The sequence below is a fragment of the Citrobacter sp. Cpo089 genome (genome assembly GCF_030332695.1).
In the GTDB taxonomy this organism is placed as follows: domain Bacteria; phylum Pseudomonadota; class Gammaproteobacteria; order Enterobacterales; family Enterobacteriaceae; genus Citrobacter; species Citrobacter portucalensis.
In genome coordinates this window covers 36287-58895 of the sequence record NZ_JAOWHJ010000073.1, presented here as the reverse complement: position 1 = coordinate 58895, position 22609 = coordinate 36287, and the positions used below count along the sequence as shown (strand labels likewise).

Sequence of the window (22609 nt, the reverse complement as noted above, 5' to 3'; positions counted from 1 at the left end):
ATAAATTGTAAATTGTTTGTACTAGCATAATCCCAGATTAAATGTGATGCGTTCGGCATCTCTGCTGGGCGACAACGGCTATTTGGGTAGAGTGGTAATGAGTAAACAATCCCAACATGTTTTAGTTACCTTACCCCATCCTCTACTGCGCCTGGCCAGTTTAGGTCTGGTGGCTTTCATCTTTACGTTGTTTTCGCTGGAACTGTCACGTTACGGCGCACAGCTTGCACCGCTGTGGTTTCCAACCTCTATCATGATGGTGGCTTTTTACCGTCACGCGGGAAAGATGTGGCCAGGGATCGCGCTGGCTTGCTCATTCGGTAGCATCGGCGCCTCTTTACTTTTTTTCCCCGGACAGTCGCTTAATTTCTCCTATACGGTCATTAACATTATTGAGGCTGTTGTTGGCGCAATGTTATTGCGTAAACTGCTGCCCTGGTACAATCCCTTACAAAATTTGAATGACTGGGCGCGCCTGGCATTTGGTAGCGCGGTTGTTCCGCCACTGTTGGGCGGCATATTGATGTGGTTGTTGCTGCCGAAGGACACGTCATTAAATACCTTTCTCATTTGGGTACTGTCAGAATCCATTGGCGCACTGGCGTTGGTGCCGTTAGGTTTACTGTTTAAACCACATTACCTGTTGCGCCATCGCGACCCGCGATTATTGCTTGAGACCCTGATTACCCTGCTGGTGACCTTAACGCTCAGTTGGCTGTCCATGATGTACATTCCATGGCCATTTACCTGCGTTATTGTCCTGCTGATGTGGAGCGCTGTCCGTCTGCCGCGTATGGAGGCGTTTTTAATATTCCTCAGCACCGTGATGATGGTTTCGCTGATGCTGGCTGCCGACCCTTCGCTGCTTTACACCCCGAAACCGAACATGATGACGGACATCCCCTGGTTGCCGTTTTTGATGATCCTGTTGCCCGCTAATATGATGACCATGGTGATGTACGCGTTTCGAGCCGAACGCAAGCACATTTCAGAAAGCGAGTCACGCTTTCGTAACGCCATGGAATATTCCGCGATTGGCATGGCTTTAGTCGGTACCGAGGGACAATGGTTACAGGCCAATAAAGCCTTGTGCCAGTTTCTGGGCTATAGCCAGGAGGAGTTACGTTCACTGACCTTCCAGCAATTGACCTGGCCGGAAGATTTGAACAACGACATTGAACAGCTGAACATGCTGGCACGCGGAGAGATTAATAGCTATTCCATGGAAAAACGCTATTACACCCGCGCAGGCGACGTCGTCTGGGCGTTGCTGGCGGTTTCGTTAGTGCGTCATAGCGACAATACCCCACTCTACTTTATTGCGCAGGTTGAGGACATTAACGACCTGAAGCATACCGAATGGATCAACAAACGGTTGATGGAGCGCATTACCCTCGCCAATGAAGCCGGGGGGATTGGGATCTGGGAATGGGAACTCCAGCCTGACGTGATCAGCTGGGATAAACGGATGTTCGATCTCTACGAAGTTCCTGCGCATATCAAGCCCAGTTGGCAAGTCTGGTATGAGTGCGTGGTACCCGAAGATCGTGAGTACGCCGAAAATGTGATTCGTGATTCACTGGCCGCACGGGCTCCGTTTAAGCTTGAGTTTCGTATCGCGGTAAAAGATGGCATACGCCATATCCGTTCGTTGGCCAACCGGGTACTGAATAAAGACGGCGAAGTTGAACGCTTACTTGGTATCAATATGGATATGACCGAAGTCAAGCAGCTTAACGAAGCGCTGTATCAGGAAAAAGAGCGCCTGCACATTACGCTGGATTCAATCGGCGAAGCGGTGATTTGTATTGATGTCGATATGAACGTGACCTTTATGAATCCGGTCGCTGAGAAAATGAGCGGCTGGCAGCAGGACAGTGCCATCGGCATTCCGCTATTGACGGTACTACATATTACTTTTGGCGAGAACGGTCCGCTGATGGAAAATATCTACAGTGCTGACATGTCGCGTACGGCAATCGAACAGGAAGTGGTCCTGCATTGCCGTAACGGCAACAGTTATGACATTCAGTACAGCATCACGTCTCTCAGCACCCTCGACGGCGGCAGCATTGGCTCAGTGTTGGTTATTCAGGACGTCACAGAGTCACGGAAGATGCTCCGCCAGCTTAGCTACAGCGCCTCGCATGATGACCTGACGCAGTTGGCAAACCGGGTCAGTTTCGAAAACCATCTAAAACAATTGCTGCATTCGGTACACGATACGCACCAGCGTCATGTGCTGGTTTTTATCGATTTGGATCGTTTTAAAGCGGTGAACGACAGCGCGGGTCATGCCGCTGGCGATGCCCTGCTGCGTGAACTCTCAGCGCTTATGCTCAGCATGTTGCGATCCAGCGATATGCTGGCGCGCCTGGGCGGCGACGAGTTTGGTCTGTTGCTACCGGATTGTAATATCGAAAGCGCCCGCTTTATTTCAGGTCGCGTCATCAGCGCCATTAATGATTATCACTTCATGTGGGAAGGCCGCTTACACCGTATTGGCGCCAGCGCAGGGATTACGCTCATTGATGAGAAAAACCATGTCGCGACCGATGTGATGTCTCAGGCCGATATTGCCTGTTATGCGGCGAAAAACAGTGGGCGTGGACGCGTCTGCGTTTATGAACCGCAGCAAAGCCAGGGTCATGACGCGTGTAGTCAACTGACATTGGATGAGCAAAGACACACCATTATGCACAACCCAATGCTGATGATCGCCAGAGGTGTGGCTTCCCCGCGTATACCGGAGACGTTTAGCTTCTGGCTTCTCTCGCTTCGCTTAGGCACCGCTGAAGGTGAAGCCATTGAGGAGCAAGCCTTCCGCGCCGGGCTGGTCGATCCCGCGTTAAGCAAGGCGCTTGACCGTCGGGTATTTAGCGAGTTCTTCCAGAATGCTGCCCCAGCCATCGCCAACAAGGGTCTCAGTATTGCCCTGCCCCTTTCCGCCGCCGGCCTGCTCAACACAGAACTTATCGATGAGCTGCTGGAGCACTTGCAACACAGTCCACTACCGCCGCGATTGCTGCATCTGACCGTTCCGGCAAGCGTCATCAAAACCAACCCAACACAGGCGATATCCGCCCTGCATCGACTGCGTCAGTACGGTTGTCGAATTGTGTTAAGTCAGGTTGGTCGCGATTTAGAGCTTTTTGACAACCTGAAATATCACATTGTCGATTACCTGTTGCTCGACAGCGAGCTAAGTGCCAGCGCTCCCGGCAACCTGATCGACGAAATGTGGGTGTCCATTATCCAGGGTCATGCCCAGCGCCTGGACATAAAAACTATCGCCGGCCCGGTGCAGTTGCCACTCATCATGGATACGCTTTCTGGCATCGGTATTGATATGATTTATGGCGATATTATTGCCGATGCCCAACCGCTGGATCTGCTACTGAATACCAGTAATTTCGCCATCAACTGACGGTTGCCAGCCATCCGTATACCAGATATGCAACAGCGCATAGGAGCGCCAGGGTTTCCAGCGCTCTGCATACCGTCGGATCTGGGCCGGTGTCATGCCGGGAAAACGCTGCTTAATCAGATAATCATCCGGCAGAAAAACGTCCTTCGCCTGCCAGCCGCGCAGTGCAAAGTAGTTGGCGGTCCAGCGTCCTATCCCGGGAAACGTTTGTAGCTGCTTAACGCCTTGTTCGATATCGGTAGGGGCTGTTGTCGCGAGCGCTCCCTCAAGCATTGCGCGAGCCAGATGAATCAACGCTTCAGCGCGTTTGAGCGGCATTCCTAACGCTTTCAGGTGCAGCGGATCGGCATTGGCAAGCGCTTCCGGCGTAGGAAAACACACATACTCGGGTGCATCCTCCAGCGCTTCCCCGTAAGCATGCGCCACTTTCGCCGTCAGTTTCGCGGCCATCAATACGCTGACTAACTGCCCTAAAATCGCCCGCACCCCTTGCTCAAACGCATCGACACATCCCGGTAGGCGCAGTCCAGGACGCGCCGCACCGAGGCTACCCAGCGCGGCGATAATTTGCTGCGGGCAACAGCCAAGATCGAACAAGCGCGTTATTTTTGTCAGGCACTCGGAAGCTACCGGCTGTAACCCTGTGCTCAATGTCACGTGTAGCACGTTGGCGTGCAGATCCGGGACAACGCGCACCAGACCACGATGTCCCCCTACGGACAGGCTTCTGACATAATCCAGCTTTCCTACGGTTTCGACACCTTCCACCGCACGGGCGGCAAGAAACCCCAGCATCCAGGGCCAGTCATAAGGCGGTTGCCAGCTCAGCGTGAACATTCAGTTTTCCTTTTTACGCAAACCTACAGCATAAACGGTATTCAATCAGTACGCCTTGCTTTCATATTCCAGTTGTCGGGGCGTCAACTATTCGTTAAAGTCACGCCCCTTCTTCACTGGCATGGGGATTTTTACGGTGTTTATTGGTTTTGACTACGGTACGGCAAACTGTTCAGTGGCCGTTATGCGTGACGGGCAGCCTCACCTGCTCAAAATGGAAAATAACAGCACGCTGCTACCCTCAATGTTGTGCGCACCAACGCGCGAAGCGGTTAGCGAGTGGCTGTATCGCCATCACGACATCCCAACTACGGACGATGAAACGCAGGCGCTGCTTCGCCGCGCGATGCGCTACAACCGCGAAGAAGACATCGACGTTAACGCCAACAGCGTGCAGTTCGGTCTGGCATCGCTGGGTCAGTATATTGAAGACCCGGAAGAGGTGTACTTCGTTAAATCGCCAAAATCATTTTTGGGCGCCAGCGGTCTGAAGCCGCAGCAGGTTGCGCTGTTTGAAGATCTGGTCTGTGCAATGATGCTGCACATTCGCAACCAGGCGCAAAGCCAGCTGCCGGAAGCTATCACTCAGGCCGTGATTGGTCGGCCCATCAACTTCCAGGGATTAGGTGGCGATGACGCCAACACCCAGGCGCAGGGTATTCTTGAACGTGCGGCCAAACGCGCCGGTTTTCAGGATGTCGTCTTCCAGTACGAGCCGGTAGCGGCGGGACTGGATTACGAAGCGACGCTGCAGGAAGAAAAACGCGTGCTAGTGGTAGATATTGGCGGGGGTACGACTGACTGTTCACTGCTGCTGATGGGGCCGCAATGGCATCAGCGTGCCGATCGCGAAAACAGCCTGCTGGGACACAGTGGCTGCCGCGTAGGCGGGAACGATCTGGATATCGCGCTGGCGTTTAAACACCTGATGCCGCTGCTGGGTATGGGCGGTGAGACTGAAAAAGGTATCGCCTTACCGATTCTCCCCTGGTGGAACGCGGTCGCAATCAACGACGTTCCCGCGCAAAGTGATTTCTACAGCAGCGCCAATGGTCGTTTACTGAACGATCTTGTCCGCGACGCGAAAGAAGCCGATAAAGTCGCTTTTCTGCTTAAAGTCTGGCGCGAGCGTCTGAGCTACCGCCTGGTGCGCAGCGCAGAAGAGAGCAAAATCGCGCTTTCTGACCAAACCATTGTAACGGCGGCGATACCGTTTATCAGCGACACGCTGGCAACCGATATCAATCAACACGGACTGGAAGCCGCGCTCAATCAGCCCCTGGCGCGCATTCTGGAGCAGGTCCAGCTGGCGCTGGACAACGCGCAGGAAAAACCGGACGTGATTTATTTGACCGGCGGCAGCGCGCGTTCACCGCTGATTAAAAAAGCCCTCGCCCAGCAGCTTCCCGGAATCCCTATCGCGGGTGGCGATGATTTCGGTTCAGTTACCGCCGGACTGGCCCGCTGGGCTGACGTTGTTTTCCGCTAAGCCACTCGCATGGTGAAAAGTGTGCATATTGACATCATCCTTGCTGTGGCTTATTTTCAGGAGTGAGGGTTAGGGAGGGTTTCCCCTCCCCCTGGTGTCTTAGTAAGCCGGTAAGCTAATGACTAAGAGTATCACCAGTATGATGACGTACTTCATCATAACCCTTTCCTTATTTTGGCCCCTTCCTCGGGAGGGGCTTTCCCGTTCCAGCGTCCCGCTGAAATCTCTGGCTTTCCTCCTTTTTGCCTTGTCAGCACTCTATCGCACAATTGCGCATTCGCTATCTTCACCACCGATTGTTGCGTAACGCCTCGCAAAGCCGCGTCAGCATTCAGACGAATCCCGACAGTGTTTCATAATTCCTCCATTTTTCTCCCTTGTTCACTGGCTAAACTAGTATCATTCCGCGAATCGTTTCAGGATGAGAAACTCATAACAATGAAAGGCAGTAATAAATCCCGCTGGGTGATAGCAATCGTGATCGTCGTGGCCGCCGTCGCCGCCATCTGGTTCTGGCAAAGCCGCAGTGCATCCCAGGGAACCGCACCGGGCGCGACCAAACCCGCGCAGCACACGTCGGGGTCAGGACGGCGTGGAATGCGCTCCGGACCGTTGGCTCCCGTGCAGGCTGCCACCGCCACCGAGGAAGCCGTGCCACGCTATCTGACAGGGCTGGGGACCGTTACTGCCGCAAATACCGCCACGGTGCGTAGTCGGGTGGATGGTCAACTCATCGCCTTACACTTTGAGGAAGGACAACAGGTGAAAGCCGGCGACCTGCTGGCAGAGATAGATCCCAGCCAGTTCAAAGTTGCTCTGGCTCAGGCGCAGGGACAACTGGCAAAAGATAAAGCCACGCTGGCGAATGCCCGTCGCGATCTTGCCCGCTATCAACAGTTGGTTAAAACCAATCTGGTCTCCCGCCAGGAACTGGATGCCCAGCAGGCGCTGGTCAACGAGACGTTAGGCACAATCAAAGCGGATGAAGCCAGCGTCGCCAGCGCTCAGTTGCAGCTCGACTGGAGTCGGATAACCGCGCCTGTCGATGGTCGTGTCGGCCTGAAACAGGTCGATGTCGGTAACCAAATTTCCAGCGGCGATACCACCGGAATTGTCGTCATTACGCAAACGCATCCCATCGACCTGATATTTACTTTGCCTGAAAACGACATTGCTACCGTGTTGCAGGCACAAAAATCGGGGAGCCAGCTGAAGGTCGAAGCCTGGGACCGAACCAATTCGCAAAAGCTCAGCGAAGGCGTCCTGCTCAGTCTCGACAATCAGATTGATGCCACCACCGGAACAATCAAAGTTAAGGCTCGTTTTTCCAATCAGGATGATGCCTTATTCCCTAACCAGTTCGTTAACGCCCGCATGCTGGTCGACACACAACAAAATGCCGTTGTGATCCCAACTGCCGCCCTGCAGATGGGCAACGAAGGCCACTTTGTCTGGGTACTGAATAGCGATAACAAAGTGAGCAAACACCTAGTTAAACCGGGTATTCAGGATAGTCAAAAAGTGGTGATCGCCGCCGGGCTGTCTGCGGGCGATCGAGTCGTGACCGACGGTATCGATCGTCTGACGGAAGGCGCAAAAGTCGAAGTCGTTGAGGCGCACGACGCCTCTGTTTCCGATGAGAAAACAGCGCCACGCGGATACGGCAAAAAAGGAGCCAACTCCTGATGCAGGTGTTACCTCCGGACAGCACAGGCGGACCATCGCGCCTGTTTATTCTGCGCCCCGTCGCCACCACTCTGCTGATGGTCGCGATTTTGCTTGCCGGTATTATCGGCTATCGCTTCCTGCCAATCGCCGCCTTACCTGAAGTGGATTACCCCACGATTCAGGTCGTTACGCTCTACCCCGGCGCCAGCCCGGACGTCATGACCTCGGCGGTCACCGCACCGCTTGAACGTCAGTTCGGGCAGATGTCTGGCTTAAAACAGATGTCATCACAAAGTTCCGGTGGCGCATCGGTCGTTACGTTACAGTTTCAACTGACGCTCCCGTTGGATGTTGCCGAGCAGGAAGTTCAGGCCGCGATTAACGCCGCCACCAATTTATTACCCAGCGATCTCCCTAACCCTCCGGTCTACAGCAAGGTAAACCCGGCAGATCCGCCGATCATGACACTGGCGGTCACTTCCAGCGCCATGCCGATGACGCAGGTGGAAGATATGGTCGAAACCCGCGTCGCGCAGAAAATCTCTCAGGTATCCGGCGTGGGTCTGGTAACACTTTCCGGAGGGCAACGTCCGGCGGTCCGCGTGAAACTTAACGCTCAGGCCATTGCCGCACTCGGTCTGACCAGCGAAACCATCCGTACGGCCATTACCGGTGCCAACGTCAATTCAGCAAAAGGGAGTCTTGATGGCCCAACGCGTGCCGTTACCCTTTCAGCCAACGACCAGATGCAGTCCGCAGACGAATATCGTCAGCTCATTATTGCCTATAAAAACGGTGCGCCGGTTCGTTTGGGCGATGTCGCCACCGTCGAACAAGGAGCAGAAAACAGCTGGCTGGGCGCATGGGCCAATAAGCAACAAGCTATAGTGATGAATGTTCAGCGCCAACCTGGCGCGAACATCATCTCCACGGCAGACAGTATCCGCCAGATGCTGCCGCAGCTTACCGAAAGCCTGCCCAAATCGGTTAAGGTCAGCGTACTTTCCGATCGTACGACCAATATCCGTGCGTCCGTAGCGGATACCCAATTTGAGTTGATGCTGGCGATTGCGCTGGTAGTCATGATTATCTACCTGTTTTTGCGCAATATTCCGGCAACCATTATTCCTGCGGTCGCCGTACCGTTATCGTTAATCGGTACTTTCGCGGTGATGGTATTCCTCGATTTCTCCATCAACAACCTGACCCTCATGGCGCTAACCATTGCGACAGGTTTTGTGGTGGATGACGCTATCGTGGTTATCGAGAATATTTCACGCTATATCGAAAAAGGCGAAAAACCGCTGACTGCTGCCCTGAAGGGCGCGGGCGAGATTGGTTTTACCATTATCTCTCTGACATTTTCACTGATCGCCGTACTGATCCCACTGCTGTTTATGGGAGATATCGTAGGTCGATTGTTCCGTGAGTTCGCTGTGACGCTGGCCGTAGCGATTCTGATTTCCGCCGTTGTCTCGCTCACTCTTACGCCGATGATGTGCGCGCGTATGCTGAATCAGGCCTCATTACGTAAGCAAAACCGCTTCTCCCGTGCCTCAGAGCGAATGTTTGATCGCGTTATTGCCGGGTACGGACACTGGCTGGCGAAAGTGCTCAACCATCCGTGGCTCACGCTCAGCGTAGCGCTCGGCACGCTGGCGCTGAGCGTTATGCTATGGGTCTTTATCCCCAAAGGCTTCTTTCCGATCCAGGATAACGGCATTATCCAGGGAACGCTGCAGGCGCCACAGTCCAGCTCATTTGCCAGCATGGCCCAGCGCCAGCGTCAGGTTTCAGATGTCATTCTGAAAGATCCGGCAGTAGAAAGCCTGACCGCTTTTGTCGGTGTGGATGGCACGAATACGGCATTGAACAGCGCGCGCTTACAAATCAACCTTAAGCCGCTGGATGAACGCGACGATCGGGTGCAGAAAGTGATTGCGCGCCTACAGGACGCGGTTGACAGAGTTCCCGGCGTTGACCTCTATCTGCAGCCCACTCAGGACCTGACGATTGATACCCAGGTCAGCCGGACGCAATATCAGTTCACGCTGCAAGCAACATCCCTTGATGCCCTCAGCACCTGGGTTCCACAACTGATAGCAAAACTAAATCAGCTACCGCAACTGTCCGATGTCAGTAGCGACTGGCAGGACAAAGGGCTGGTAGCATATGTGAACGTCAATCGCGACAGCGCCAGCCGTTTAGGCATCAGCATGTCAGATGTCGACAACGCCCTGTACAACGCCTTCGGCCAGCGACTGATTTCAACCATCTACACCCAGGCAAATCAGTATCGCGTGGTGTTAGAACATGACACCAACAATACGCCAGGGCTTGCGGCACTGGATACAATACGTCTGACCAGTAGCGACGGCGGCATAGTACCGCTCAGCGCGATCGCCAGTGTTGAACAGCGTTTTGCCCCGCTGTCGATTAACCACCTCGATCAGTTCCCGGTCACCACCATCTCGTTCAACGTGCCAGACGAGTGGTCGCTGGGTGATGCGGTACAGGCCATTCTGGATACCGAAAAAACGCTTAACTTGCCCGCAAATATTACCACCCAGTTCCAGGGCAGTACGCTCGCTTTCCAGGCCGCGCTGGGAAATACCATCTGGTTGATTGTGGCTGCGGTTGTCGCGATGTATATCGTCCTCGGCGTGCTGTATGAGAGCTTTATTCACCCAATTACTATTCTCTCCACGTTGCCGACGGCGGGTGTCGGGGCGCTTCTGGCGTTAATGATTGCCGGCAGCGAACTGGACGTCATCGCGATTATCGGCATTATTTTGCTCATCGGTATCGTCAAGAAAAACGCCATCATGATGATCGATTTTGCCCTTGCCGCGGAGCGCGAACAGGGAATGTCACCACGCGATGCCATTTTCCAGGCCTGTCTGCTGCGTTTTCGCCCGATCCTGATGACTACACTGGCGGCACTGCTCGGCGCGTTGCCGCTGATGTTGAGTACCGGCGTGGGCGCAGAGTTACGTCGCCCATTAGGTATTGGCATGGTCGGTGGGCTGCTGGTGAGTCAGGTATTAACCCTGTTTACCACCCCGGTGATTTATCTGCTGTTTGACCGTCTGTCGTTGTACGTGAAAAGCCGCTTCCCGCGTCAGGAAGAGGAAGCGTAAATGAAATTTTTCGCGCTTTTCATTCATCGTCCAGTGGCGACCATTCTCATTTCGGTAGCCATCACCCTGTGCGGCATACTCGGATTTCGTCTGCTGCCGGTCGCTCCGCTGCCGCAGGTGGATTTTCCGGTGATCATGGTCAGCGCATCGTTACCGGGTGCCTCACCCGAAACGATGGCGTCCTCGGTCGCAACTCCGCTGGAGCGCTCGCTGGGGCGCATTGCGGGCGTGAACGAAATGACATCAAGCAGTTCACTTGGCAGTACGCGTATTATTCTCGAATTCAAATTCGACCGTGACATCAATGGCGCGGCGCGGGACGTTCAGGCCGCAATTAACGCCGCGCAAAGTCTGCTACCCAGCGGGATGCCGAGCCGACCAACATATCGCAAAGCCAACCCTTCCGATGCGCCAATCATGATCCTGACGCTAACATCGGACACGTACTCGCAAGGTGAATTGTACGATTTCGCATCAACCCAGCTGGCGCAGACCATCGCTCAAATCGACGGCGTGGGCGACGTGGACGTTGGAGGCAGCTCACTGCCTGCCGTGCGTGTAGGGCTTAATCCGCAGGCGCTGTTTAACCAGGGTGTGTCACTGGATGACGTGCGTAGCGCAATTGACAACGCCAACGTGCGTAAGCCGCAGGGTGCTATCGAGAATGATACTCACCGCTGGCAGGTCCAAACCAACGATGAGCTGAAAACCGCCGCCGAATACCAGCCGATCATCATCCACTACAATAACGGCGCGGCGGTGCGACTGGGCGACGTTGCGTCTGTAACCGACTCGGTGCAGGACGTACGCAACGCGGGGATGACCAATGCCAAACCGGCCATTCTGTTGATGATCCGCAAGCTACCGGAAGCCAATATCATTCAGACGGTAGACAGCATTCGCGCCAAATTACCGGAGCTACAAACGCTGGTACCGGCCGCCATCGATCTGCAAATCGCCCAGGACCGCTCGCCGACCATTCGCGCCTCGCTGGAAGAAGTCGAACAGACGCTGATTATCTCCGTGGCGCTGGTTATCCTGGTGGTCTTTATTTTCCTGCGCTCCGGGCGTGCGACGCTGATCCCCGCGGTAGCTGTTCCGGTCTCGCTGATCGGTACCTTTGCCGCCATGTATCTGTGTGGATTCAGCCTGAACAACCTGTCGTTGATGGCGTTAACCATTGCCACGGGATTTGTCGTCGATGACGCCATCGTGGTGCTGGAAAATATTGCCCGCCACCTGGAAGCAGGAATGAAGCCTCTCCAGGCAGCGTTACAGGGTACGCGCGAAGTGGGATTCACCGTGCTTTCCATGAGTCTGTCGCTGGTGGCGGTGTTCCTGCCACTGCTATTAATGGGCGGATTGCCTGGGCGCTTGCTGCGCGAATTTGCCGTCACGCTGTCGGTTGCTATCGGTATCTCGCTGCTGGTGTCGCTGACATTAACGCCAATGATGTGCGGCTGGATGCTCAAATCTAGCTCCCCGCGCGAACAGTCTCGCAAACGGGGTTTTGGTCGTGTGCTGGTGGCGCTGCAACAGAGTTACGGCACCTCGCTTAAATGGGTGCTGCACCATACGCGGCTGGTAGGCGTGGTGTTGCTTGGCACCATTGCGCTGAATATCTGGCTTTATATTTCCATCCCCAAAACCTTCTTCCCGGAGCAGGATACGGGTGTATTGATGGGTGGGATCCAGGCCGACCAGAGCATCTCATTTCAGGCCATGCGCGGCAAACTGCAGGACTTTATGAAGATCATCCGCGACGACCCGGCGGTGAATAACGTCACCGGTTTTACCGGTGGTTCGCGGGTCAACAGCGGGATGATGTTTATTACCCTCAAGCCACGTGATGAGCGCCATGAAACCGCTCAGCAGGTGATCGACCGCCTGCGCGTCGCGCTTTCAAAAGAGCCAGGTGCGAATCTGTTTTTAATGGCGGTGCAAGATATTCGCGTTGGTGGACGCCAGGCCAACGCCAGCTATCAATACACATTGCTGTCCGACGATCTCGCGGCGCTGCGTGAGTGGGAACCGAAGATCCGTAAGGCGCTTGCCGCACTGCCCCAACTGGCAGACGTCAACTCCGATCAGCAGGACAATGGCGCGGAGATGAATCTGATTTACGATCGCGACACCATGTCTCGTCTGGGGATCGACGTGGCAGCCGCCAACAGCCTGTTGAATAATGCTTTCGGACAACGACAGATCTCTACCATCTATCAGCCGATGAACCAGTACAAAGTGGTGATGGAGGTCGATCGACGTTACACCCAGGACATCAGCGCACTGGACAAAATGTTCGTCATCAACAATGACGGTAAAGCGATCCCGTTATCGTACTTTGCCAAATGGCAGCCGGCGAATGCGCCACTGTCTGTGAACCATCAGGGCTTGTCTGCCGCCTCAACCGTGTCGTTTAACCTGCCGACAGGTTCTTCACTGTCAGAAGCGACAGAGGCCATCAACAGAACCATGACCCAGCTCGGCGTCCCTTCCACGGTTCGCGGTAGCTTTGCCGGTACCGCACAGGTATTTCAGGACACGATGAATTCGCAGGTGATCCTGATTATCGCCGCCATCGCCACGGTCTATATCGTGCTGGGTATGCTGTATGAAAGCTATGTCCATCCGCTGACCATCCTCTCCACGCTACCTTCGGCTGGCGTCGGGGCGTTGCTGGCGCTGGAACTGTTCAATGCCCCGTTCAGCCTAATCGCCCTGATAGGGATCATGCTATTAATTGGCATTGTGAAGAAAAACGCCATCATGATGGTCGATTTTGCGCTGGAAGCGCAGAGAAACGGCAAGCTACAGCCGGAAGAAGCTATTTTCCAGGCCTGCTTGTGGCGCTTTCGCCCAATAATGATGACCACGCTGGCGGCGTTGTTTGGCGCGTTGCCGTTGGTGTTAACCGCAGGCGATGGCTCTGAACTGCGTCAGCCTTTGGGGATAACCATTGTCGGTGGGCTGGTCGTGAGTCAGCTCCTGACGCTGTACACCACGCCCGTGGTCTATCTCTTTTTCGACCGTCTGCGTCTGCGTTTTTCGCGTAAAAACAGCAAACCGGTAGCAGAGTTATGACAGAACTTCCCGACAGCACCCGCTGGCAACTTTGGATTGTGGCATTTGGCTTTTTTATGCAGTCGCTGGATACCACCATCGTTAACACCGCGCTTCCCTCGATGGCGGCAAGCCTCGGGGAAAGCCCGTTACACATGCATATGGTCATTGTGTCATATGTTTTAACTGTGGCCGTGATGCTGCCCGCCAGCGGATGGCTGGCGGACAAAGTTGGCGTGCGTAATATCTTCTTCACCGCCATCATCCTATTTACGCTTGGCTCGCTGTTTTGCGCCGGGTCCAGCACGCTCAACGAGCTGGTGATGGCGCGCGTCTTACAAGGCGTTGGCGGCGCGATGATGGTGCCGGTCGGCAGGCTAACGGTGATGAAAATCGTCCCGCGTGAGCAATATATGGCGGCAATGACGTTTGTCACTTTACCCGGTCAAATCGGCCCGCTGCTGGGCCCGGCGTTAGGCGGAATTCTGGTTGAATACGCCTCCTGGCACTGGATATTTTTGATTAACATTCCGGTTGGTATTGTCGGTGCGATAGCGACGTTAATGCTGATGCCCAACTACACCATGCAAACCCGACGTTTCGACCTCTCTGGGTTCGCGATGCTGGCGGTCGGCATGGCGGTACTGACGCTGGCGCTCGATGGCAGCAAAGGAACCGGCCTCTCCAGTATCACGCTGGCGGCGTTGGTTATCTGCGGGGTGTTGGCTATTGCGCTGTATCTGAAACACGCCCATCGTAATCCGCGTGCGCTATTCAGCCTGAATCTGTTTCGCACACCAACCTTCTCGCTAGGTCTGTTCGGCAGTTTTGCCGGACGCATCGGCAGCGGCATGTTGCCGTTTATGACACCGGTGTTTTTACAGATTGGCCTCGGTTTTTCACCTTTTCATGCCGGGCTGATGATGATCCCGATGGTGCTGGGCAGTATGGGCATGAAGCGCATTGTGGTGCAGGTCGTTAACCGCTTTGGTTACCGTCGTGTGCTGATTACCACTACGCTTGGCCTTTCGCTGGTCAGTCTGTTGCTAATGACCACGGCACTGCTGGGCTGGTATTACGCCCTGCCCTTCGTGCTGTTTTTACAGGGAATGGTCAACTCAACGCGTTTTTCATCCATGAACACGCTTACGTTAAAAGATCTGCCTGACGATCTGGCCAGCAGCGGTAACAGCCTGCTGTCGATGATCATGCAGCTATCGATGAGTATTGGTGTGACCATCGCAGGCCTGCTGCTGGGCATGTTCGGCCAACAGCATATCGCCATCGACAGCGGAAGTACGCATACCGTCTTTATGTATACCTGGCTGTGCATCGCCTTCATTATTGCGCTGCCCGCCATTATTTTTGCCCGCGTGCCGAACGACACGCAAACCAACGCGGTGATTTCACGGCGCAAAAGGAGCACCTGATGAAGTTCTGGCGGCCCGGTATCACCGGCAAACTGTTTCTGGCAATTTTCGCCACCTGCATTGTGTTGCTGATCAGCATGCACTGGGCCGTACGCATTAGCTTCGAACGTGGTTTTATTGACTATATCAAGCACGGCAACGAGCAGCGGCTGCAAATGCTCAGCGACGCATTAAGCGAGCAGTACGAGCAGCACGGCAACTGGAGATTCTTACGCAATAACGATCGTTTTGTTTTCCAGATCCTGCGCTCTTTTGAACACGATAACGACGATGATAAACCGGGCCCAGGCATGCCGCCACACGGCTGGCGTACACAGTTTTGGGTTGTCGACCAAAATGCCCGCGTGCTGGTCGGCCCGCGCGGCCCAGTTCCTCGCGACGGCATGCGCCATCCCATACGCGTTAACGGTAGCGAAGTGGGCGCCGTGATCGCCTCTCCTGTAGAACGCTTAACGCGGAATACGGATATCAATTTCGACATGCAGCAAAGACGATCCAGTTGGCTTATCGTTGCGCTCTCCACGATCCTGGCCGCGCTGGCGACGTTTACGCTGGCGCGCAGCCTGCTGGCCCCGGTTAAACGGTTGGTGGAAGGCACGCACAAACTGGCAGCGGGCGATTTCACCACTCGCGTTACGCCAACCAGTACGGATGAGCTGGGCAAGCTGGCGCAGGACTTCAACCAGCTCGCCAGTACGTTGGAAAAAAACCAGCAGATGCGTCGTGACTTTATGGCCGATATTTCTCACGAACTGCGTACGCCGTTGGCGGTGTTGCGCGGTGAACTGGAGGCCATTCAGGATGGCGTACGCCAGTTTACCCCTGACTCCGTTGCCTCGTTGCAGGCTGAAGTCGGTACGCTCACCAAACTGGTTGACGACCTTCATCAGCTCTCCATGTCAGATGAAGGCGCGCTGGCCTATCAGAAAACATCGCTGGACCTCATCCCCCTATTGGAAGTGGCAAGCGGCGCATTTCGTGAACGCTTCGCCAGCCGTGGATTGACCATACAGCTTTCGCTCCCCGACAGCATGACGGTATTTGGTGACAGGGATCGTCTGATGCAGCTGTTCAACAACCTGCTGGAAAACAGTCTGCGCTACACCGATAGCGGTGGCGGGTTGCATATCAGCGCCGAACAACGCGAACGCATGGTGTTATTAACCTTCGCAGATTCCGCTCCTGGCGTAAGTGACGAGCAGTTACAGAAGCTGTTTGAACGATTTTATCGCACCGAAGGCTCGCGCAACCGCGCCAGCGGAGGTTCCGGATTGGGGCTGGCGATTTGCGTCAATATCGTACTGGCGCATAATGGTCTGATTCGTGCCGCCCATTCGCCTTTTGGTGGGGTTAGCATTACAGTAGAGTTACCGCTGGAACGCGATTTACAGAGAGATGTATGACTGAGTTACCCATTGATGAAAACACACCGCGTATTCTGATCGTGGAAGATGAGCCTAAGCTGGGGCAACTGCTGATCGACTACCTGCGGGCAGCGAGCTATGCCCCTACGCTGATCAACCACGGCGACCTTGTTCTGCCTTACGTGCGTCAAACGCCGCCCGATCTGATCTTGTTGGATCTGATGCTGCCCGGTACCGACGGTCTGACCCTGTGTCGGGAAATCCGCCGCTTCTCAGAAGTCCCCATCATGATGGTAACCGCTAAAATCGAAGAGATTGATCGCCTGCTGGGGCTGGAGATCGGTGCTGATGATTATATTTGTAAACCTTACAGCCCGCGCGAAGTTGTCGCGCGCGTAAAAACGATCCTGCGCCGATGCAAACCGCAGCGCGAACTGCAACAAATGGATGCAGAAAGCCCGCTTATCGTCGATGAAGGCCGTTTTCAGGCCTCCTGGCGTGGGAAGATGCTCGATTTAACGCCCGCCGAATTCCGCTTACTTAAAACGTTGTCACATGAGCCGGGAAAAGTGTTCTCCCGTGAACAGTTGCTCAATCATCTCTATGACGATTACCGCGTCGTTACCGACCGCACCATCGACAGCCATATTAAGAACCTGCGACGCAAGCTGGAGTCGCTGGATGCCGAGCAGTCGTTTATCCGCGCGGTCTATGGCGTGGGGTATCGCTGGGAAGCCGACGCCTGCCGAATTGCTTAAACTCTCCTGCCCTTCAGGGCTCCGTGAGCCCTGGTAACTAGCAACTCTCCAAATATCGCTCATACTGTTTCTGACAATACTGTCGTCAATAACTGTTTGATATAAAACTTTTAATCAAGGAGTTCATATGGCTGGTTGGTTTGAATTAAGTAAGAGTAGCGATGATCAGTACCGCTTTGTTCTTAAAGCTGGGAACGGGGAAATAATCCTTACCAGTGAGCTTTACACTACAAAAGGCGCTGCAGAAAAAGGGATCGCATCTGTCCAGGCTAACAGCCCTCTGGATGAGCGTTATGAGAAAAAAACAGCGGCTAATGGCAAATTACATTTCAACCTGAAAGCTGCAAACCACCAGATTATTGGTAGCAGTCAACTGTATGCGAATGAACAGTCACGCGAGACCGGTATTGCTTCAGTTAAGACCAATGGTGCCAGTCAGACGATAAAAGATAAGACCTGATAATTACTCGCTCAGCCGGGTAACGCAACGCTGTCGCCCGGCGTTTTTCTTTACCTGACTTCCTCGCAGCGCTACAATGCCCGCCCTTAATATGGGGGCACTCCCCTAACCGCCTCATTGAGTGAGGCGAGTCTGACCTGTCATCAGAACGAGAAAATTATGTTTAAACCGGAACTCCTTTCCCCGGCGGGAACGCTGAAAAACATGCGTTACGCTTTCGCCTATGGCGCAGACGCTGTGTATGCGGGCCAACCGCGTTACTCACTGCGCGTACGCAACAACGAATTCAACCACGAAAACCTGCAGCTCGGCATTAATGAAGCTCATGAACTGGGTAAAAAATTCTATGTGGTGGTTAACATTGCCCCACACAATGCCAAGCTGAAGACCTTCATTCGTGATCTGAAACCGGTGGTGGAAATGGGGCCGGATGCACTGATCATGTCAGACCCTGGTCTGATTATGCTGGTGCGCGAAAACTTCCCTGACATGGACATTCACCTTTCAGTACAGGCTAACGCCGTAAACTGGGCGACGGTGAAATTCTGGAAGCAGATGGGGCTGACCCGCGTGATCCTCTCCCGCGAGCTGTCGCTGGAAGAAATCGAAGAGATCCGCACCCAGGTGCCGGATATGGAGCTTGAGATCTTCGTTCACGGTGCGCTGTGTATGGCCTACTCCGGCCGTTGCCTGCTTTCTGGCTATATCAACAAACGTGACCCTAACCAGGGTACCTGCACCAATGCCTGCCGCTGGGAATACAACGTGCAGGAAGGCAAAGAAGACGTGGTGGGCAATATCGTACATAAATACGAGCCTATCCCGGTACAAAACGTTGAGCCTACGCTGGGTATCGGCGCACCGACAGACAAAGTCTTTATGATTGAAGAAGCCCAGCGTCCGGGTGAGTATATGACCGCGTTCGAAGACGAACATGGCACTTACATCATGAATTCGAAGGATTTGCGTGCCATTGCCCACGTTGAACGTCTGACGCAGATGGGTGTGCATTCCCTGAAGATCGAAGGCCGCACCAAGTCATACTATTACTGTGCACGTACCGCGCAGGTCTATCGTAAAGCCATTGATGATGCCGCAGCCGGTAAACCGTTCGACCCGCAACTGCTGGAAACGCTGGAAGGTCTGGCACATCGTGGTTACACCGAAGGGTTCCTGCGCCGCCATACACATGACGACTATCAGAACTACGAATACGGTTTCTCTGTTTCCGAGCGTCAGCAGTTTGTCGGCGAATTCACCGGCGAACGTAAAGGTGAACTGGCAGCCGTACTGGTGAAAAACAAATTCACCGTCGGCGACAGCCTGGAGCTGATGACCCCACAGGGCAACATCAACTTTACTCTCGAACAGATGGAAAACGCGAAAGGCGAAGCGATGCCGGTTGCGCCGGGCGATGGTTACACCGTGTGGATGCCTGTACCGGAGGATATCGATCTGAATTATGCATTGTTGATGCGTAATTTTACCGGTGAGTCCACGCGCGACCCGCATGCTAAGTAGTTAATTACGGTTATTTTTCAGCGTTCGGAAGATTCTTAGAAATCGATCACATACCGTTTCGTTCATTAAGGGTATTATCCCCTCCGCTGAAAAACATAACCCATAAATGCTAGCTGTACCAGGAACCACCTCCTTAGCCTGCGTAATCTCCCTTACGCAGGCTTATTTTTTGCCTGCCGTTTAAACTCCCTGAATATCCCAATTCAAATCACTTTTATCAGGCGAAAAAAAACCGGGCATTACGCCCGGCTGATTAGGTGATTAAAGATTAATGTGCAGCTTCTGGCTTGTGCTTTTGCGCACTCTGGAAACCATAAGTCAGCTCATTTTTCTCTTTATCCAGCGCAACGGTCACCTGGCCACCATCCACCAGCGAACCGAACAGCAGTTCGTTAGCCAATGGTTTTTTCAGGTTATCCTGGACAACACGCGTCATTGGACGTGCGCCCATTGCGCGGTCGTAGCCTTTCTCTGCCAGCCAGTCACGTGCTTCCTGGCTCACTTCCAGAGAGACACCTTTCTGATCCAGCTGAACCTGAAGCTCGACGATAAACTTATCAACAACCTGATGAATCACCTCGGTAGAGAGATGATCAAACCAGATAATGTTGTCGAGGCGGTTACGGAATTCCGGCGTAAACACTTTTTTGATTTCGCCCATTGCATCAGTACTATTGTCCTGATGAATCAACCCAATCGATTTACGCTCAGTTTCACGCACACCGGCGTTGGTGGTCATGACCAGCACCACATTGCGGAAATCCGCTTTACGCCCGTTATTGTCGGTCAGCGTGCCGTTATCCATCACCTGCAACAGCAGGTTAAAGACATCCGGGTGTGCTTTTTCGATTTCATCCAGCAGCAGTACCGCATGCGGATGCTTAATAACAGCATCGGTCAGCAAACCGCCCTGGTCGAAACCGACATACCCCGGAGGCGCACCAATCAGGCGGCTGACGGTGTGGCGTTCCATATATTCGGACATATCAAAACGCAGCAGTTCAATGCCGAGTGCTTTGGACAACTGCACCGTGACTTCGGTCTTACCGACGCCAGTTGGTCCGGCAAACAGGAACGAACCGACCGGTTTATGCTCGTGTCCCAGACCGGCACGGCTCATTTTGATCGCTTCAGTCAGCGCCTCAATGGCTTTATCCTGTCCGAATACCAGCATTTTCAGACGGTTGCCCAGGTTTTTCAGCGTGTCGCGATCGCTCTGCGAAACGCTCTTCTCCGGGATCCGCGCAATGCGGGCCACAACGGACTCGATATCCGCCACGTTGACGGTTTTCTTGCGCTTGCTGACCGGCATCAGACGCGCACGCGCGCCCGCCTCATCAATCACGTCAATCGCTTTATCCGGCAGATGACGATCGTTAATGTATTTCACCGCCAGTTCGACCGCTGCACGCACCGCTTTGGCGGTATAGCGGACGTCATGGTGCGCTTCGTATTTCGGCTTCAGACCGTTGATGATCTGCACGGTCTCTTCTACCGATGGCTCAGTGACATCGATTTTCTGGAAACGACGCGCTAACGCACGATCTTTTTCAAAGATATTGCTGAATTCCTGATAGGTTGTGGACCCTATCACACGAATCTTCCCGCTGGAGAGCAACGGCTTGATAAGGTTAGCCGCATCCACCTGGCCGCCCGATGCCGCACCCGCACCGATAATGGTGTGGATCTCATCGATAAACAGAATGCTGTTAGTATCCTGTTCCAGCTGTTTCAACAGCGCCTTAAAGCGTTTTTCAAAATCACCGCGATATTTGGTGCCTGCCAGCAGCGAGCCGATATCCAGGGAGTAAAGAGTACAATCAGCCATAATTTCAGGCACATCACCCTGGACGATACGCCAGGCGAGACCTTCGGCAATGGCGGTTTTACCGACACCAGACTCTCCCACCAGCAGCGGGTTGTTTTTTCTGCGACGGCACAGTACCTGAATGGCGCGCTCCAGCTCTTTGTCCCGGCCAATGAGCGGATCAATTCCGCCCACTCGGGCAAGCTGGTTAAGGTTAGTCGTGAAGTTTTCCATACGGTCCTCCCCGCCAGCTTGCTCTTCGTTATTTGGCTGATTCCCAGAGTCAGAAGACTGGCTGGGTTCGTCTTTGCGCGTGCCATGAGAAATAAAATTCACCACATCAAGACGACTTACTTCATGCTTACGCAGCAGATAAGCCGCCTGAGATTCCTGCTCGCTGAAGATAGCGACCAGCACATTTGCGCCGGTAACTTCATTGCGCCCGGAGGACTGAACATGAAAGACCGCGCGTTGCAGTACACGCTGAAAACTCAACGTTGGCTGCGTGTCGCGCTCTTCCTCACTGGCAGGCAATACAGGTGTGGTCTGTTCAATGAAGGCTTCGAGTTCCTGACGGAGCGCCACCAGATCCACAGAACACGCTTCCAGCGCTTCGCGGGCCGATGGGTTACTGAGCAACGCCAGTAACAAGTGCTCGACGGTCATAAACTCATGTCGGTGCTCGCGCGCTCTGGCGAAAGCCATGTTTAAACTGAGTTCCAGTTCTTGATTGAGCATAGGCACCTCCCCCAATGTTTATGCCTGCATTCAGGCTTTTTCCAGCGTACACAGCAACGGATGCTCGTTCTCCCTCGCATATTTGTTCACCATCGCTACTTTGGTTTCAGCCACTTCGGCAGTGAACACACCGCAGATAGCTTTGCCTTGATAGTGAACTGCAAGCATCAGTTGCGTTGCACGTTCTACATCATAAGAAAAGAATTTTTGTAACACGTCAATAACAAACTCCATCGGAGTGTAATCATCATTGACTAATATCACTTTATACATAGATGGCGGTTTTAGCGCGTCGCGCAATTTGTCTTCCGCCAGCAGATCGAAATCCAGCCAGTCGTTCGTCTTACCCATTGTCAGTCGTCATCTTCAGTTACGGTTTCCGGCAGAAAATCTTGCCGCTGACAAGCAGCCTATGCGCACAATCAATCTACCTCAAGTATTAGATAACTATCATCTATTAGTGCCATCCGCGACATCTGTCACATAACCGACAATAGCGTTAACTGCTTCAAATTTTGATGCATTTTTACCCTATTCCGTCTGTATGGCGCTTGACGCCCCGCCTGATTTCTCTAAATTGTAGTTTCGAGAGTTGGCGAGGTTTTGAACAGCCCCCACTCCGCCACCGGTTCATTCCATCTTACTTATATAAGATTTACGAAGGATGTCGAAGTATGGAAACGGGTACTGTTAAGTGGTTCAACAACGCCAAAGGGTTTGGTTTCATTTGCCCCGAAGGCGGCGGCGAAGATATTTTCGCCCATTACTCCACCATTCAGATGGATGGTTACAGAACGCTAAAAGCCGGACAGTCTGTCCAGTTTGATGTCCACCAGGGGCCAAAAGGCAATCATGCCAGTGTCATCGTGCCTGTCATTGAAGCAGAAGCTGTCGCATAGCTCTTCTGTCT

Annotated in this window: 15 protein-coding genes; 11 read left to right on the top strand and 4 right to left on the bottom strand. The window is 53.7% G+C overall.

Annotation, left to right across the window (positions count from 1 at the left end):
• Positions 1-97: 97 nt before the first annotated feature.
• Positions 98-3427 (top strand): diguanylate cyclase, encoded by a 3330-nt coding sequence (locus tag OGX92_RS20125; RefSeq protein WP_279890854.1) that lies wholly within the window; start codon positions 98-100, stop codon positions 3425-3427.
• Here OGX92_RS20125 and alkA read toward each other — a convergent pair.
• Positions 3395-4264: a DNA-3-methyladenine glycosylase 2 gene (gene alkA, locus OGX92_RS20120; protein WP_286586991.1), complete on the bottom strand. Its 870-nt coding sequence runs from the start codon at positions 4262-4264 to the stop codon at positions 3395-3397. The genes OGX92_RS20125 and alkA overlap by 33 nt on opposite strands.
• Before the next feature lie 136 nt (positions 4265-4400).
• Between alkA and yegD the strand changes: the two genes are divergently transcribed.
• Positions 4401-5753, top strand: a complete 1353-nt coding sequence (gene yegD / locus OGX92_RS20115) for a molecular chaperone (protein ID WP_063940492.1) — start codon at positions 4401-4403, stop codon at positions 5751-5753.
• Positions 5754-5852: 99 nt separating this feature from the next.
• Here the strand turns inward: yegD and OGX92_RS20110 are convergent, their stop codons facing one another.
• Positions 5853-5912 (bottom strand): type I toxin-antitoxin system Ibs family toxin, encoded by a 60-nt coding sequence (locus OGX92_RS20110; protein WP_106672390.1) that lies wholly within the window; start codon positions 5910-5912, stop codon positions 5853-5855.
• A gap of 279 nt (positions 5913-6191) precedes the next feature.
• Here OGX92_RS20110 and OGX92_RS20105 point away from each other — a divergent pair, with 279 nt between their 5' ends.
• The 8 genes from OGX92_RS20105 (at position 6192) to trhP (ending at position 19154) form a co-directional block, all read left to right on the top strand.
• Entirely contained in the window at positions 6192-7439 is a 1248-nt protein-coding gene (locus OGX92_RS20105; protein ID WP_286586990.1) for an MdtA/MuxA family multidrug efflux RND transporter periplasmic adaptor subunit, read from the top strand.
• On the top strand, positions 7439-10561 hold the full coding sequence (locus tag OGX92_RS20100; protein WP_125112565.1) for an MdtB/MuxB family multidrug efflux RND transporter permease subunit: 3123 nt from the start codon (positions 7439-7441) through the stop codon (positions 10559-10561). Before OGX92_RS20105 ends, OGX92_RS20100 begins: the two co-directional genes overlap by 1 nt.
• Entirely contained in the window at positions 10562-13642 is a 3081-nt protein-coding gene (gene mdtC, locus OGX92_RS20095) for a multidrug efflux RND transporter permease subunit MdtC (protein WP_286586989.1), read from the top strand.
• Positions 13639-15051, top strand: coding sequence for an MFS transporter (locus tag OGX92_RS20090; RefSeq protein WP_003834276.1), 1413 nt, complete (start codon positions 13639-13641; stop codon positions 15049-15051). The genes mdtC and OGX92_RS20090 overlap by 4 nt, the downstream gene beginning before the upstream one ends.
• The gene (gene baeS, locus OGX92_RS20085; protein ID WP_286586988.1) at positions 15051-16454 is read left to right on the top strand and encodes an envelope stress sensor histidine kinase BaeS; all 1404 of its coding nucleotides are present in this window, start codon (positions 15051-15053) and stop codon (positions 16452-16454) included. The genes OGX92_RS20090 and baeS overlap by 1 nt, the downstream gene beginning before the upstream one ends.
• Positions 16451-17173: an envelope stress response regulator BaeR gene (gene baeR, locus OGX92_RS20080; RefSeq protein ID WP_003834278.1), complete on the top strand. Its 723-nt coding sequence runs from the start codon at positions 16451-16453 to the stop codon at positions 17171-17173. Before baeS ends, baeR begins: the two co-directional genes overlap by 4 nt.
• A gap of 127 nt (positions 17174-17300) precedes the next feature.
• Positions 17301-17633, top strand: a complete 333-nt coding sequence (locus OGX92_RS20075) for a YegP family protein (RefSeq protein ID WP_003834279.1) — start codon at positions 17301-17303, stop codon at positions 17631-17633.
• Positions 17634-17792: 159 nt separating this feature from the next.
• Positions 17793-19154 (top strand): prephenate-dependent tRNA uridine(34) hydroxylase TrhP, encoded by a 1362-nt coding sequence (trhP, locus tag OGX92_RS20070; protein ID WP_003834280.1) that lies wholly within the window; start codon positions 17793-17795, stop codon positions 19152-19154.
• Positions 19155-19422: 268 nt separating this feature from the next.
• On the opposite strand, the gene clpA is transcribed toward trhP, so the two are convergent.
• Positions 19423-21699, bottom strand: a complete 2277-nt coding sequence (gene clpA / locus OGX92_RS20065) for an ATP-dependent Clp protease ATP-binding subunit ClpA (RefSeq protein WP_003036804.1) — start codon at positions 21697-21699, stop codon at positions 19423-19425.
• A 30-nt stretch (positions 21700-21729) separates the two neighbouring features.
• Positions 21730-22050 (bottom strand): ATP-dependent Clp protease adapter ClpS, encoded by a 321-nt coding sequence (gene clpS / locus OGX92_RS20060; protein WP_003036810.1) that lies wholly within the window; start codon positions 22048-22050, stop codon positions 21730-21732.
• A 323-nt stretch (positions 22051-22373) separates the two neighbouring features.
• Here clpS and cspD point away from each other — a divergent pair, with 323 nt between their 5' ends.
• Positions 22374-22598, top strand: a complete 225-nt coding sequence (gene cspD, locus OGX92_RS20055) for a cold shock-like protein CspD (protein WP_003036813.1) — start codon at positions 22374-22376, stop codon at positions 22596-22598.
• Positions 22599-22609 lie beyond the last annotated feature (11 nt).

Coding starts and splice junctions, on each gene's coding strand:
- OGX92_RS20100 (WP_125112565.1), top strand. CDS start 7,439: ATGCAGGTGTTACCTCCGGACAGCACAGGCGGACCATCGCGCCTGTTT.
- mdtC (WP_286586989.1), top strand. CDS start 10,562: ATGAAATTTTTCGCGCTTTTCATTCATCGTCCAGTGGCGACCATTCTC.
- clpS (WP_003036810.1), bottom strand. CDS start 22,050: ATGGGTAAGACGAACGACTGGCTGGATTTCGATCTGCTGGCGGAAGAC.
- baeS (WP_286586988.1), top strand. CDS start 15,051: ATGAAGTTCTGGCGGCCCGGTATCACCGGCAAACTGTTTCTGGCAATT.
- clpA (WP_003036804.1), bottom strand. CDS start 21,699: ATGCTCAATCAAGAACTGGAACTCAGTTTAAACATGGCTTTCGCCAGA.
- OGX92_RS20105 (WP_286586990.1), top strand. CDS start 6,192: ATGAAAGGCAGTAATAAATCCCGCTGGGTGATAGCAATCGTGATCGTC.
- baeR (WP_003834278.1), top strand. CDS start 16,451: ATGACTGAGTTACCCATTGATGAAAACACACCGCGTATTCTGATCGTG.
- trhP (WP_003834280.1), top strand. CDS start 17,793: ATGTTTAAACCGGAACTCCTTTCCCCGGCGGGAACGCTGAAAAACATG.
- OGX92_RS20125 (WP_279890854.1), top strand. CDS start 98: ATGAGTAAACAATCCCAACATGTTTTAGTTACCTTACCCCATCCTCTA.
- OGX92_RS20090 (WP_003834276.1), top strand. CDS start 13,639: ATGACAGAACTTCCCGACAGCACCCGCTGGCAACTTTGGATTGTGGCA.
- alkA (WP_286586991.1), bottom strand. CDS start 4,264: ATGTTCACGCTGAGCTGGCAACCGCCTTATGACTGGCCCTGGATGCTG.
- cspD (WP_003036813.1), top strand. CDS start 22,374: ATGGAAACGGGTACTGTTAAGTGGTTCAACAACGCCAAAGGGTTTGGT.
- OGX92_RS20075 (WP_003834279.1), top strand. CDS start 17,301: ATGGCTGGTTGGTTTGAATTAAGTAAGAGTAGCGATGATCAGTACCGC.